This window comes from Shewanella sp. 0m-6 (assembly GCF_052977325.1).
Genome location: NZ_JBRIMD010000015.1, coordinates 101942 through 117085 on the forward strand (window position 1 = coordinate 101942; position 15144 = coordinate 117085).

Genomic DNA, 15144 nt, shown 5'->3' on the forward strand with positions numbered 1-15144 from the left:
CAAACAAGCGCATGGTTAATTAACAGCTTAAAAATTGATAACTCCTGGTTAATTCAGCACTAATTTAGTGGTAAAGTAGTTGCGAAATTTAGCAGGAAAGAATGCTAGATATTAAGTTCTAAACCTACCCGGCTTTATGTATATAGTATGAGATGAGATTTAGTACGATACTCGACGTTGTCAGCAGTGTATTTTACTTGTATATAGGTAGTGTCGATTTATAAGTGAATTAGAAATGAGAGTGGAAAGTGAGTCATAAAGCTGAATATAAGCACTTTTTAAGCGACATCGACGGCACATCAATGGTGAGATTTACGAATAAGGATATTCATAATGCCCATTAAAGATAGCTTGAAGAAAAAAAAGATAGACTCTGTCGGTCTAAAAACGCATCTCGCGCTTTTAGGAACTCCAATGCTATTACTCCTCATCGGCTGGGGCATTTTCTTTCGTATCAGCCCGACGCCAAATTCTGTCGCTAACTTAGTCTTAGTCGCAATTATCTATTTATTAGGTTACAGCTTAAGTTATTACTTCCATCAAGGTCGATTGAACCGATTATGGGAGCATCTTCAGCAGGTCATTCATGTTAACGATACCACCTTTGCATTGGTCAATATTGCTAATCGTTACCAAGATGAGCGCGCCTTTCTTGATGCGTTACTCAAGAAATCTGTCAGTAGTATTGATGGCGCTGAGATGGGATCGATTATAAAAGTGGATGCCAACACTGGGGAGTTGCACTTTGAGTCCACCGTCGGCATTGATATCAACAAGCTCAGACAAGTTAAATTCAATCTCAGCCAGTCTTTCGAATACCTGCTGACCAAAGGCAAATGTGACCGAGTCGTAGTCATCGATGATATGGCCAATATCAATGCCCATAGCACCCTAAGCACCGCCGAACAACAAGTCTTGCTCACCGCACCTGAGGCACCTATTCGTTCAACCTTATCCAGCCCAATACATATCGACGGTGCTCTCTATGGCATGCTGAATTTAGACAGTGCAAGAATTAACGCTTTTAGTCATTACGACAGAAACTTGGTGGCAATCCTAACTCATGAAGCGGCGAATGCTATTGCGCTTTATCAGAAGACACGTCAAATTAACTTATTAGCCAATTTTGATAGTTTAACTCAACTTTATAACCGTCAACGCTTTGAAGAAGGAGTTAACAACTGGAAGATTAAAGCGCACTTTGGCAGTTATTTGGTCGTGTTAGATCTTGATAATCTAAAAGTAATTAATGACAGTGACGGACACCAGGCAGGCGATAAAGCCCTGTTGTATTTTGCTAGTACGCTAAAAACGCATTGGCATAGTAAACACTTGATTGCTCGCTATGGAGGTGATGAATTTGTTGCCCTATGCCACGGACCGCTAGAGCAGCTTGAAGAAGATCTTAAACAGATCAGGCAAATGCTAGCAGAGCAGCACTTAAGCGACAAACCTGCTTATAAATCTATGCCCGATATTCAGTTCAGTTACGGCATCGCTGACTACCAAGGGGATTTAAATACCAGCTTTAAAGCGGCTGATAGACTGATGTATCAACATAAACGAGGCAAAAAGGCCTCAACTCAGACAAATTATCAATAAAAAGCCCCCGCAAATGCAGAGGCTGTTATGTAAAGTCATTTAGCGATTTATTAGCGTTTATATTAGTGGCACTTGCTTATTGGCGCTTATTTCTTAACGCAAGGCTCGAGAGCTTAGTTGTTACTCTTAGCTCTAGAGCATGATGTTAATTTTAGTTTTAGAGCTTGATGTAAATATTAGTGCTAAAACCTGTTCTCATTTTGTCTGGATAGGTCAGTATCGACTACCCAAAAAACAGTCGCCACAACCAGGATGAATCGAGATCCTCCTGACACTGCCTATATTGGGCTGCATATCGCTTAGAACGCTCATCTACACGGCCAGCAACCTTGATTAACCATGCTTTTTGATTATACGTTTTGCGTTTATAGCCCCCCCAACCTTCATGGTAATTCAAGTACTGGTTACGAGCATCCCACTTGGACACGCCATTGATTTTGTGCGTTTTGTAAATAAACCATCCCATAAAATCCATAGCGTCATCAAAGTTACTTCGACTCGACCAGGAGTTACCAGTTTCCTTAACGTAGTCATCCCAAGTCATGGTTTTTGCCTGCGCATAGCCATAAGCATCACTTGCTCGGCCAATAGGAATAAAGCCTAAAAAATATTCCATCGGTGGAGCAGCATTGTGCTTAAAAGAGCTCTCTTGATACATCATGGCTAAAGGAACATGTATCGGTACTCCCCATTTTTCGCGGGTATCTTTTGCAGCGCTATACCAGGAGCGATTCTCTGTGTAAATCGAACAAAGATTTTCGGGATCTTTTGGAGGAGGAGTCGCGCACCCAGTCAATAGGGTCGCTAAAATAACAGTCGTAAATAACGCGGGCCATTTCATAAAAAAAGATACCAACAGACAGTAATAGCAAAGCCATAGTGTCACACTGATAGCTTAAAGATGCAATTGAGCGTTATGGGAATTGTGTTGTAAATCAGATGAGAGTAGCTCGAACCTACCGCGATTACCTCACCCTACTGGGCAGGTTGAAGCTCACAGTCATGGGGCTCTTGTTGCCATACTTCCGGTTGCCAAAAACCTTTATCATTACCGCGATAAACTTTGTCGACATTAAACTTGGCACCAATATGATAGCGCTCATTATGTGCCACATTCACCGTAAGCTCTTTAGGGATGCGAGCGCTAAGTTTGACCTTCAAATTCGGTGCATCAATCAACTCAGCAAGAGTAAAGGTGTGTTTACCTACACTTAACCGATAATAAGGTTTAGATATAACAGGCTTTCCATCTAGGTGAGTTACCACGACGCGATAAATATCAGCGTCGTGGTCGGGCTCCATATACGTCGCAACGATACCGCATTGATTGGCGGTATCAGGTTGAGTTGCACAACCCGATACCAGCAATACCAATGCAGTAAAACTTAATATATTTTTGAACCCTTTAGTCACCAAGGTTAAGCCTTAAAATAATCAACTAAAAACTGATCGAAGCTCACACTTGGCTCAGCTTCTAGCTTCGCTTGTTTCTCGAGTGATACAACTGCGTCTTGCTCATAGCGCATTGTCACAGCCTCTGACAGAGGATAGTTTTTGAGTTCTTGATGGTACTGCTCTGCAAGCTGTAACACCCAGTCACTATGATCTATTTGGTCTTGTTTTAGTCCTTTAATAATTTGTCCCGACAAGGTTTCGTCTGGATTATTAACGGCTTTGTGCCACTTAGTCAGCGCAACCAGGTAATCATCTCGGCCGTCATCGTCAAGTAGTGAAGCGATATCACTAAGATCACCAAACAATGATTCAAGCCAATGACTTAAGCTCAGCGGCTCACCTGAACGGGTTAACATAAGCCCCGGCTTACGCCCCTCAAGCACGACAGCTTGTAGGTTAGCGGCAATTTCCGCCTCTTCACTTGCATCAGATGCCGCTGAAGGTTGCAATAAGCAGTTCAATAAGAAAAGGTCTAAGAAACGGATCTGTGACTTTTCAATACCCACTGAGCTATAAGGGTTAACATCTAATGCTCTGACCTCTATATACTCAACCCCTGCTCGAGCAAGTGATTCTGACGGTTTCTCATTACCTTTCGCAACACGTTTAGCACGTATAGGCGAGTAGAATTCATTTTCAATCTGTAAAATATTGGCGTTAAGCTGACGATACTCGCCATCTACTTTAACGCCAATTTTTGCGAAATTAGCCGAAGGCATATTAATCGCAGATTTCATCCCTTCCAAGTAACAAGCTAAGCTGTTGTAACTAATATTTAAGTTGTCTTGCTCTTGGTTGGTATAACCTAAGTCACTCATCCGTAAAGAGGTGGCATATGGCAAATACAAAGTGCCATTGCCTATGACTTCAAAAGGAAAGTTATTCGTCTTAGGGTCTTGAATAAATGTGCTGCAAAGCGCTGGTGATGCACCAAATAAATACGGTAATACCCAGACTAGGCGACGATAGTTACGAATGAGACCGAAATAAGACTCTGAGATAAAATCCTCTAAGCTTAAAGATTTATCCGATAGCTCATACAGCCTGTCCCAGAGCTGGTCTGAAACAGAAAAATTAAAATGCACGCCTGAAATAATTTGCATCTGAGCGCCATATCGATAGGTCAGCCCTTTACGATATAAACGTTTCATTTGGCCAGTGTTAGAACTACCGTAATCCGCAATGGGGATATCACCCGCATCGCCAAGGTAGCACGGCATACTTACAGGCCACAGTCGTTGGCCATTTAAGTGCCGGACACTATAGGCATGAGTTAAGGTCAAATCTTCGACTAATTCATCGATATCTTCAAAAACAGGAGTAATAAACTCAAGTAGGGATTCGCTATAATCTGTGGTGATCCGCGAATTGGTTAACGCCGAACCTAACGCTTGTGGATGTTTATCCAACGCTAGATGACCCGACTTTTCAATTCTTAACGCTTCACGCTCAATGCCTCGTTGCATTGTTCTTAGCGCTTGACGACTTGCCGTATCCGACAACTTACCTACTAATTCATTGAAAGATTTCAATACATTACTCTCTAGTACGTGACTTTTACCCATATAGCAATTCAGTCAGACCCGCTATAGACAACTTAAATTTCAAGTCGTACCAAATTAGCGTTTAGTTAACTGCCAGCATAATAAACGATGAGATGATGCCATAGATTTAGCACCATCTCTCGGATATATGGACTAATTATGTCTTTTACAACTGTAAAATTTCAATTGGATAACCAAGTGTTGATAATTCAGACTCAATTTGAGCCCGGTCGCCAACAACCAATATCACCATATCGTCTAAATTCAACTGCTCTTTAGCCAGTTGATTGAGTTCATTTAGGCCAATACTGTTAGTGATTGCAGTTTGCTGCTCACTGTAGTTATCGTCCAAATTATAACGCTGAATATTACGCATCAAGCCCGCTTTTTGATATGGCGTTTCATAGTTTAATGCCTTGGACTGTGAGATTGAACTCTTCATAAACTCGAGTTCTTTATCTGTCATCCCTGTTTCCTGAAAAGCATTAATCTCTTTGATAAATTCAATTAGTGCCTTTGTCGTCACATCACTACGCACGCTAGCCGTTGCTTGGTAAAAACCGAGTTCTGGGCCACCTGAGAAATAGCTTCTTGCGCCGTAGGTGTAACCTTTGTCTTCGCGAAGGTTGAGGTTAATTCGGCTATTGAATGCACCGCCCAGTGGGTAGTTCATCAAATACGATTTAAAGAACTCGCCCGTTGCATCATATTTAAGTCCACGCTTGCCAATCTTAATCACAGATTGGGCCGCTTCTGGCTTATCTACAATATAGATTTTTCCACCCTCAAACTTGGGTAACGCTGCAAGCTCTGGCAAAGGCGTTGCGGCCCCCTTCCAACTAGAAAGCGTAGCAAGTTTTGCTAGCATCTGCGCTTCATTCAAGCTGCCTACTGCCACTATTTGCGCATTACCTGCGGTATATTGCTGCTTATAGAAGGCGTTAACGTCATCTAACGTCATTGCTGAAACAGTGGCAATTGAACCGCCAGAGCTTACACCAAATGGGCTATTTTCGCCGTATAACAAACCGCTAAACGCCGTTGAAGCCAGATAGTTAGGCTCGGTAAGCTCTCGCTGTAAGTGTTGTAACTTTTGCTGCTTCACTCGCTCAAAATCGGCAGCGGTAAAACCGGGGACAAATAGCTTCTCTTTGACTATGACCATGGTCTTATCAAGATTAGCTGCTAATGATGAGATTTTAACTTGGCTTTGATAACCACTTGCACTGAAACTCACATTGCTGCCTAGCATTTCTAACGCTTGAGTGAGCTCCTCAGAGCTGCGCTTCTTGCTCGACTCATTCATCATTGACGCTGTCATGCTAGCAAGACCGGCTTGGTTTACATCTAATAAGCGGTGACCGCCATTAAGATAGATAACGATTTCAACCGTTGGCGTTTCGCTCGTCTGAGTACCAATGACCTGGATTTTATTGGCAAGCTCACCAGTCCAAATCTCAGGCATGCTCAGTACTGGCGTTGGACCTGCTGCTGGAATAATACTTCTATCAAATGCAGAGGTGAGCTGTGGCTTAATCGCTACGTTTTCAACCGCAACGGAAGCGACCACCTCGGCAGGGGCAACAAAGTTATCTGCTTTAGCAATAAGTTGAGCTTGCCCCTGGGGCACGACGCTCATTACCACCATGGGCTTATCTTTGATGTATTTGTTAAACACACGCATCACATCAGCTTTGGTGACGTTTGCATAACGAGCCAAATCAAAGCCAATCATATCTGGGTTGTCAGAGAAGGTTTCATTAAAGGCTAGACTTGCCACCTTACCTTGTACGCTCTGCAAGCCGAATATCGCCCCCGCTTCAAAGTTAACTTTAACTTTTTCAAGATCATCATCGGTCACTCCGCGCTGTTCAAACTCAGCAATAGAGTCCTGCATCGCTTGCTCGATTTCAGCTAAGTTACCACCACGAGCAGGGTTTGCTAACGCGTACATAGAAAATTGACAAGCTAGCTCTTGGCAAGGATGACTTACACCCGCTTGTACTGCTAATCCATCTTTGACTAAGTTCTTATAAAATAGTGATGTCTTACCGCCACCTAAGATATTTGATAGCAGATCCAGCGCAGCTTCATCTTCATGGCGGGCATAAACGGTTGGCATACCAATACGCAGTAAGGGTAAGTGGACTCTATCTTCCATCGACAAGTAACGCGTTGCATCAAGAGTCACTAACTCTTTCACTGGCGCGTCGACTGCTGGGCCTGCAGGGATCTCACCGAAGTACTTATTCACCCAAGCAAGAGTTTGCAGCTCGTCGAAGTCACCACCAATGGTTAAGGTTGCATTATTAGGGCCATACCAACGCTGGAAGAAATGCTTAACATCTTCTACATCTGCACGATTTAAATCTTCAGGCCAGCCGATCACTGGCCATGAATAGGGGTGACCTTGTGGGTAAAATGCTTGATTGAAACGCTCCCCCATACGACCATATGGGCGATTATCTACTCGTTGGGCGCGTTCATTTTTAACGGTCTCGCGTTGAACTTCAAACTTTTCTTCTGTTAATGCTGGCAAGAAAAAGCCCATGCGATCTGATTCTAACCAGAGCATTTTTTCCAGCTGATTATTCGGTACAGTTTCAAAGTAGTTAGTACGGTCGGTATTAGTGGTGCCATTTAAGGTACCGCCAGACTCAGTCACCATCTTAAAGTGCTGTTCATCCCCAACATTTTCAGAACCTTGGAACATCATATGTTCAAAAAGATGGGCAAAGCCTGAGCGTCCTTCTAATTCACGGCCAGATCCCACATGGTAAGTGACGTCAACATGTACCAAAGGATCTGAGTGATCTTCATGTAAAATTACCGTCAAGCCATTCGCTAATTGGTATTTGCGGTATGGGATCCCAACTTCATCATTACTAAAACCTACCGTTTCAAGTAAGACCACCCCTTCTGGTAGCGGTATTGAATTTTGTTGCTGTCCAGCACATCCCAATAATGCAGCACTTACCGCTGCGGCCAATATCCATTTTTTCAATGACTCTCTCCTTTTCCAACAGGCGTTATTAGCATCTTTTGCCATGCTGTATATTAATGCACCTAGTATTACCCACTACAGATAAAACAACCAGCGGTGTAATTTCAAATAATTAACCTAAAAATATGCCGTTTTTAATAACAATTGAAGCAAAGAATACACTTATTTATCGACAACAACATCAGGAGTAAAATTCCTTACCGAGTGAATTAATGCAATTTTTTTCACAGATGAAATAAAAACACCACCTTGTTGCAATCAAGTTAAAATTTAAAGTTATTAAAACAAACTCTTTTATCACAATATGTTATAACCAAATCGGTTTGTGATACACGCCACACTATCTATAGAATGAGCATCATTGGGTAACTAAATGTAAACCTTGTTAGAGGTTGCCTGCAAACTATTACTGGAGTGAACACCGATTCCCCCGTAAAGTAACTTTAGAAAAATAAAATTTTTGGAATTTCAACAATGTGGCAAGCAATTAAAAGTATCCCTTTTTGGCAGAAAGTATTAGCTGCCTTTATCTTAGGCGCCGGCGTTGGCGTCATTTTTGGTGAGTCTGCAACGGTACTTAAACCGCTGGGCGATCTGTTCATTAGTGCGATTAAGATGTTAGTCGCACCGTTAATATTCTGCGCCATCGTTGTCAGTATCACTTCGCTAGGCTCCCAAGTCAGTTTAAAAAGACTCAGCTTTAAAACCTTAGCCATGTTCATGTTTACTGGCACAATCGCTTCACTGATAGGCTTAACTGTCGGCTCAGTTATCGATATGGGCGGTTCCATGGAGCTGGTAGCGACCGAAGTTCGTGAGCGAAATGTACCTGGATTTGCTCAAGTCGTTTTAGATATGATCCCTGTCAACCCGTTTGCCTCGCTGGCTGAGGGCAAGGTACTGCAGATCATCATATTTGCAGCTTTGATTGGCATTGCGATTAATAAAGTAGGTGAAAAAGCTGAACCATTAAAACGCACTATCGAAGCGGGTGCAGAAGTCATGTTCCAGTTAACCCGTATGGTGTTACAACTTACCCCAATTGGTGTATTTGGTTTAATGGCTTGGGTTGTTGGCGAATACGGTTTATCTACTCTGCTGCCATTAGGTAAGTTTATCGGTGCTATCTACTTAGCCGCATTGATCCATATTATCTTTGTCTACGGTGGTTTAATTAAGTTTGCCGCCAAGTTAAGCCCGATGCAGTTTTTCCGTAAAGCGATACCTGCGCAAATCGTTGCATTTACCACAGCATCAAGTTTTGGCACTTTACCTGCCAGCACGCGCTGCACGGAATCTATGGGCGTTTCTAAGCGCTATGGCTCTTTTGTGCTGCCCTTAGGTGCCACTATGAACATGGATGGCTGTGGGGGAATTTACCCTGCTATTGCCGCTATTTTTATCGCCCAGATTTATGGCATTTCATTAGATATGACTGACTATATGCTTATCGCTGTAACCGCAACGGTCGCGTCTGTCGGCACCGCTGGTGTACCCGGCAGCGCAATGGTTATGCTAACAGTAACGTTAGGCGTTGTCGGTTTGCCACTTGAAGGTATCGCTTTTATTGCTGCAGTCGACCGTATTATCGATATGATCCGCACAGCAACGAACGTCACAGGCGACATGATGACCGCCGTTGTGATTGGTAAATCAGAGGGCCAGCTTGATGAAATGCAGTTCTACGCCCAAGAGAATGCCCCTGTAGAGCAAGCTAGTAACTAGTACTCACTTGTCATTCAATAAAAAGGCCGCAATCGCGGCCTTTTTACTTTATACTTTTCAATATTCTACTAAGAATACAGACTATTTTGGAGCGCTTAGATATGACAAAACTCTTCATTCTTCCGATACTGCTTTCGCTGGCATGGGCACTTTTTCTTAACTATAACGGCGTACCATTAAAGCAAGGAAAGACGGGGTTTCTCTATATCATCGGCATCAGCCTGACCATCATTTTTGCACTGGTATTTTTACTCTGGCTCACTGCGGGTCAAAACCTCAAGTATTAACCCTCTATAACAAGGTTAATATTGATCAGTACAAGAAAGCATTCGACTCTAGTGTTGTTGGCTCATTCAACACGAAAGGAAGATGAAATATAGGCATAGTTCTATAAAACCGTTGGCGTACACAACCATCGGAACTTAAAACTCAGTGAAAAAATATTAGTGCCTAAAAGCGAACCACTGCACGTTAGTGACTGAAAAATAAGGCATAAAAAAGTCCTACTAAAGAGCAGGACTTTTCGGTTATGTGCTACAAGGCTGTCAGTTCTAAGAACGAGTTAATAATGGGTCAACCCGTTAACCCGTTAACCCGTTAACCCGTTAACCCGTTAACCCAAACTAATGCTCAAGCTAGTACCCAAACAAGTGCTTAAAGCTCAGGCTAGTACTAAAAATAGGTCTTAAACTAGCACTCATAAAATAGTAGTCAAAGCTTGTTAGCCAAGAACCGCCAGTAATACCCCCGCCGCTACCGCACTGCCTAATACACCAGCAACATTCGGCCCCATGGCATGCATCAACAAGAAGTTTTGGTTATTCGACTCTAGGCCAACCTTGTTAACCACTCGCGCAGCCATCGGTACAGCCGAGACTCCGGCAGCGCCCAGTAATGGATTAATTTTACCACCAGAGAGTTTGCTCATCAGTTTTGCCATAAGTACCCCCGTAGCAGTACCAATAGCAAATGCTACTGCACCAAGTACTAAAATACCTAAAGTTTCCATCTGTAAGAACTGTTCTGCTGACAGCTTAGAACCAACTGCAAGACCTAAGAATATGGTCACAATATTAATCAGTTCATTTTGCGCAGTGTTTGATAACCGATCGACAACACCTGATTCACGCATCAAATTACCAAGACAGAACATGCCAACCAATGGGGTTGCTGCAGGCAAGGCTAAGATGGTAAGCCCGAGCACCATCAGCGGAAAGATGATCTTCTCTTTCTTGCTCACTTCACGCAGCTGCTCCATCTTAATTTGACGCTCAGATTCAGTTGTAAGCAAACGCATAATAGGCGGTTGAATTAATGGTACCAGTGCCATATATGAGTATGCGGCAACGGCAATAGCACCAAGCAGATCCGGCGCAAGTTTAGAGGCTAAGAAAATAGCCGTTGGCCCATCTGCCCCACCAATAATGGCAATGGCTGCCGCGTCAGTCATCGAGAACTCAAACCCTGGGATCAAGTTCAGCCCGATAGCCCCTAAAAGGGTCGCAAAAATACCAAACTGAGCCGCTGCGCCAAGTAACAGCATTTTAGGGTTAGCGATAAGTGCACCAAAATCCGTTAACGCCCCGACTCCCATAAAGATAAGCAGAGGGAAGATCCCAGTTTCAATGCCTACGTGATAAGCGAAATAGAGTAGTCCACCTTCATCGGTAAACCCACCGTTGGGAATATTGGCCAGTATTGCGCCAAATCCAATCGGTAGCAGTAGCAAAGGCTCAAACTTCTTTGCAATTGCTAAATATAACAATAGGCAGCCAACACCCATCATCAACAATTGGCCTAAGGTAAAATTAGCAATACCAGACTCAGACCAAAACGCGATTAATCCTTCCATGATGACCCCTACGCCAATGCTAACAGTTGACTACCAACTGTGACTGCATCACCTTCTTTAACCCAAACCTTTGAGATCACCCCATCAGCTTCGGCGCGCACTTCCGTTTCCATCTTCATCGCTTCAAGAATAATCACCACATCGCCCTCTTTGACACTATCACCTGGCGATACATGTACCTTAAAAATATTGCCTGAAAGCGGAGCATTCTGCTCATGCTTAACTGCAGCTATATCAACAATCGCAGGTGCATGGGCAGCCCCATGGTTTGGCGCTGCAAACGGCACAACGTTTTCTGCCGGGGTTATTTGGCTAATGTCGCCACCTTCTGCAACTTCAACAACAAAGCTTTGCCCCTGTACGGTCACCGTATAGGTTTCAGGTCCTTGCTTATTGGCAGCAGCAAGCTCCGCCTTTTTAGCCTCTTCAAGCGCTTTAGCAGCCACGTCAGGTTTAGGTTCAAACGCATCGGGGTTATTGCGATTACTTAAAAACTTAAGGCCTATTTGTGGGAATAAAGCATAAGTAAGTACGTCATCATCAAGCTCTTTAGCAAGCGATATACCATCGGCAGCCGCTTTGTCTTTAAGCTCTATGCGTAATTTATCTAATTCAGACTCAAGTAGGTCTGCTGGTCGACAGGTAATAGCCTCTTTGCCAGCCAATACTCGTCGTTGCAGCTCAGCGTTAACCGGAGCTGGCGTCGCGCCATACTCACCTTTCAACACCCCTTCAGTTTCTTTAGTCATCGACTTATAACGCTCGCCTGTAAGCACGTTAATGACTGACTGTGTACCCACAATTTGTGACGTCGGCGTGACCAAGGGTAAAAAGCCTAAATCTTCACGAACGCGAGGGATCTCTTCTAGAACCAGATCTAACTTATCGCCAGCACCTTGCTCTTTTAGCTGGCTTTCCATATTCGTTAACATGCCACCGGGAACTTGTGCCCGTAAAATTCGTGAGTCGATCCCCTTTAATTCACCTTCAAATGCGGCATACTTTTTACGCACAACTCTAAAGTACGCAGCAATCTCTTCCAGCAAGGCCATGTCATAACCTGTCGCTCTATCTGTTCCTTCAACCATCGCCACTAAGGTTTCTGTTGCGCTATGACCATAGGTTTGGCTCATAGAAGAGATAGCAGTATCGAGCACATCAATACCCGCTTCTATAGCTTTTTGATACGTAGCAGTACTTAGACCTGTGGTTGCATGACAATGCAAAGAGACAATGAGATCGGTCTGCGATTTGATTTGGCTAATCATATCGAAGGCTTCAAAAGGCTTTAATAAACCTGCCATATCTTTAATACAGAGCGAATGACACCCCATATCTTCTATGCGCTTAGCCATATCGACCCAGGTAGTTAAGTTGTGTACCGGGCTTGTGGTATAAGATAGAGTTCCTTGGGCGTGGCCACCGACTTCAACAACAGACTTAACCGCCGTCTCAAGATTACGCACATCATTCATCGCATCGAATACGCGGAAAACATCAACACCATTGGTATAAGCTCTTTCAACAAAGCGATTCACCAAATCATCGGCATAATGACGGTAACCCAGCAGATTCTGTCCTCGTAGTAACATCTGTTGAGGGGTGTTAGGCATTACCTTTTTCAGTTCACGGATCCGCTCCCACGGATCTTCTCCAAGATAACGAATACAGGAGTCAAATGTGGCGCCGCCCCATGATTCTAATGACCAAAAGCCGACTTTATCGAGTAAAGGCGCGATGGGTAACATATCTTCGGTACGCAAACGAGTAGCGAGAATAGATTGGTGTGCGTCTCTTAGGACCACATCAGTTAAAGCCAATGGCTTGCTCATACGAATACTCCCTACTTTTATTATACTTTCTTACGATGCTGATGAATGGCTGCAGTGATCACCGCAGCCATTAAAGGACTTACAGCAGCTTGATCCGATTGTTGTTGAGTCGAAGGGCCTTGACTCATATTTTGTTGTGGCAAAGGGCCAAATTTTCGAGCAACCAAATTCATCGCTAAAATGAGCATACTCAAAAAAACAAATACCAGTGTCATGCCTAGAACCATGATCCCCAGTGCGTCATATAACTGTTCAGATATTGAAGCCATCTCTTCCTCTTGTAGACACTTTATTGTGAACAAACGTGGCGATTAGCCAATATAAATTCACTTAACATTCACATGTTATGCAATTCATTCCATTCATTTCAGATACTGCTTAGCAGTCAAATGGCAACCTCAGACAAAAACAATAACCAATATATAACAAGATTGCGACCCCTTTGTAAATTGGTCATACCATAAAAATCATCACAAACTCATAGCTACTAACAAATCATCACTATTAAAGCCGATAAATTGAATATCCATCAATATACAAGCTTTCACGGCCATTTCTTTATAATTTAATAGTGCATTTACTGGAAAATGAATTCAGAAAATAGAACAGAGAGGAGCGATAAAAGCCAAATTGCAATTTTATGCAATTTAGCTTTTAGGCTTTATCGCTGAGTGGAGTCACATAGTTAATGGCAATTTACGGAAAACTTAGATGTTTAGCGATTGAGTTTTTGACGATTGCATTGATAGCGATAGATATTATAAATCTGCTTGGTAAATATCATTAATCAGGGTTTTATAGCTATTACATTAAGTTGATTAGCGATGATAAAGGGAGGCTATTGTCGTGGTATCGCCAATGATCCTCAGCAGTATAAAGCGGTGAACATTCAACGGCGTTTAGCGCATCAGAGACTGGTCGTTAATCGCTCACTGGTTCGAGTTTGGTGGCATAGCATTTTCGGTAACAGCACCTGCGCTACTTAGCCTACTGAATCCTTTCAGTAGTGTATTAATGAAATTCGCTGCATCAGATCCCCATGGCCAGAGGAAATGTCTATGTAATCGGGATACAAGACCTTATACCAATCAGTATAAGAAGTTGATCTACTCAGAACGTTTTTTGGCAAACTGATTCAAGGCGAATAACTGAAAGAATGCTTGCTCCTTGTGAAGTTGTTCAACGCAGTAGTAGGCAGCCAAAAACGCGCCAGAATGGCGAGTTTTGGCGGCTCTGATCCTGTGACTCTTATGGAACAAGAGGGAGCTTAACCTAGTTCAACTATGCTCTTCACTCGTTGTAAACCACATGGTCTTGTATGTTCCCGACATACATAAGACATTTCCTCCATCCCTGGAGGTCAGATGTGGTGAATGTCATTAATGCACGACTATATGGATATAGGAGGTAGAGTAACGCAGGAGCAGTTACCGAGGAGTATTTAATGACCTTGTCTCAGTGCCGCTAAACTCTCGCTGAGCGACCAAATCTTTATACTGATTGGTATTAGTGTTTACGACGTATCGAGCATAATCGAACTAGGTTTATGTTTGTTAGCGCTGCATATGAAGCGTTAAAGCTCATTTTTTAAGGCGGGTTTGGACTTTCTACTTCAGCATTAAATAACTTCGTAAGGAATCCCACTTCATCATCTATTCTCATTGAATTAGTTTGTAAAAACTGGATGAGTAATATGATTGCTATTGTCCCCCTTGGAATAAAGCTTAGGTATGTTCAACAAGCACGATACCAATTCGCTATAAATTGATGCTGAATGCTGAAAAGGGTAAATTACAGACACAAAAAAACCGCACTTAGTGCGGTTTTTTTGTTTTTAATGAATGGCGGAGAAGGAGGGATTCGAACCCTCGATGGGAGTTAAAGCCCATACTCCCTTAGCAGGGGAGCGCCTTCGGCCACTCGGCCACCTCTCCGCAAAACATGGTGCGCGTGGGAGGATTCGAACCTCCGACCGCCTGGTTCGTAGCCAGGTACTCTATCCAGCTGAGCTACACGCGCAAAATCGGTACGACTTGTATCTAATTTGTTTTATATGGTGCGGATGGGAGGATTCGAACCTCCGACCGCCTGGTTCGTAGCCAGGTACTCTATCCAGCTGAGCTACATCCG

General features: G+C 43.2%; 10 protein-coding genes and 2 tRNA genes. 3 read left to right on the forward strand and 9 right to left on the reverse strand.

The window, feature by feature from the left end; genetic code table 11:
- Positions 1-333: 333 nt before the first annotated feature.
- Positions 334-1602 carry a sensor domain-containing diguanylate cyclase gene (locus ACVBJC_RS12995; RefSeq protein ID WP_447161115.1) on the forward strand — a complete coding sequence of 423 codons (1269 nt, stop codon included), beginning with the start codon at positions 334-336 and terminating at the stop codon, positions 1600-1602.
- Between the two features lie 223 nt (positions 1603-1825).
- Here ACVBJC_RS12995 and ACVBJC_RS13000 read toward each other — a convergent pair whose 3' ends face one another.
- The 4 genes from ACVBJC_RS13000 to ACVBJC_RS13015 form a co-directional block, all read right to left on the reverse strand.
- Entirely contained in the window at positions 1826-2443 is a 618-nt protein-coding gene (locus ACVBJC_RS13000; RefSeq protein WP_447161114.1) for a transglycosylase SLT domain-containing protein, read from the reverse strand.
- Between the two features lie 134 nt (positions 2444-2577).
- Positions 2578-3018 carry a hypothetical protein gene (locus ACVBJC_RS13005; protein WP_447161113.1) on the reverse strand — a complete coding sequence of 147 codons (441 nt, stop codon included), beginning with the start codon at positions 3016-3018 and terminating at the stop codon, positions 2578-2580.
- Between the two features lie 2 nt (positions 3019-3020).
- Positions 3021-4622 carry a glutamate--cysteine ligase gene (gshA, locus tag ACVBJC_RS13010; protein ID WP_447161112.1) on the reverse strand — a complete coding sequence of 534 codons (1602 nt, stop codon included), beginning with the start codon at positions 4620-4622 and terminating at the stop codon, positions 3021-3023.
- A gap of 145 nt (positions 4623-4767) precedes the next feature.
- Entirely contained in the window at positions 4768-7605 is a 2838-nt protein-coding gene (locus tag ACVBJC_RS13015) for a M16 family metallopeptidase (RefSeq protein ID WP_447161111.1), read from the reverse strand.
- Positions 7606-8079: 474 nt separating this feature from the next.
- Here ACVBJC_RS13015 and ACVBJC_RS13020 point away from each other — a divergent pair, with 474 nt between their 5' ends.
- Together ACVBJC_RS13020 and ACVBJC_RS13025 are read left to right on the forward strand one after the other, a co-directional pair.
- A complete protein-coding gene (locus ACVBJC_RS13020) occupies positions 8080-9330 on the forward strand; it encodes a dicarboxylate/amino acid:cation symporter (RefSeq protein ID WP_447161110.1) in 1251 nt (416 codons plus the stop codon).
- Between the two features lie 101 nt (positions 9331-9431).
- Positions 9432-9617: a hypothetical protein gene (locus ACVBJC_RS13025; RefSeq protein WP_447161109.1), complete on the forward strand. Its 186-nt coding sequence runs from the start codon at positions 9432-9434 to the stop codon at positions 9615-9617.
- Positions 9618-10051: 434 nt separating this feature from the next.
- Here ACVBJC_RS13025 and ACVBJC_RS13030 read toward each other — a convergent pair whose 3' ends face one another.
- The 5 genes from ACVBJC_RS13030 to ACVBJC_RS13050 form a co-directional block, all read right to left on the reverse strand.
- Positions 10052-11182, reverse strand: coding sequence for a sodium ion-translocating decarboxylase subunit beta (locus ACVBJC_RS13030; RefSeq protein WP_447161108.1), 1131 nt, complete (start codon positions 11180-11182; stop codon positions 10052-10054).
- A gap of 8 nt (positions 11183-11190) precedes the next feature.
- Positions 11191-13014, reverse strand: coding sequence for a sodium-extruding oxaloacetate decarboxylase subunit alpha (oadA, locus tag ACVBJC_RS13035; protein WP_447161107.1), 1824 nt, complete (start codon positions 13012-13014; stop codon positions 11191-11193).
- A gap of 20 nt (positions 13015-13034) precedes the next feature.
- Entirely contained in the window at positions 13035-13283 is a 249-nt protein-coding gene (locus ACVBJC_RS13040; RefSeq protein WP_447161106.1) for an OadG family transporter subunit, read from the reverse strand.
- Between the two features lie 1573 nt (positions 13284-14856).
- Positions 14857-14948 (reverse strand) — tRNA-Ser (locus ACVBJC_RS13045).
- Between the two features lie 8 nt (positions 14949-14956).
- A tRNA-Arg gene (locus tag ACVBJC_RS13050) sits at positions 14957-15033 on the reverse strand.
- Positions 15034-15144: the final 111 nt, after the last annotated feature.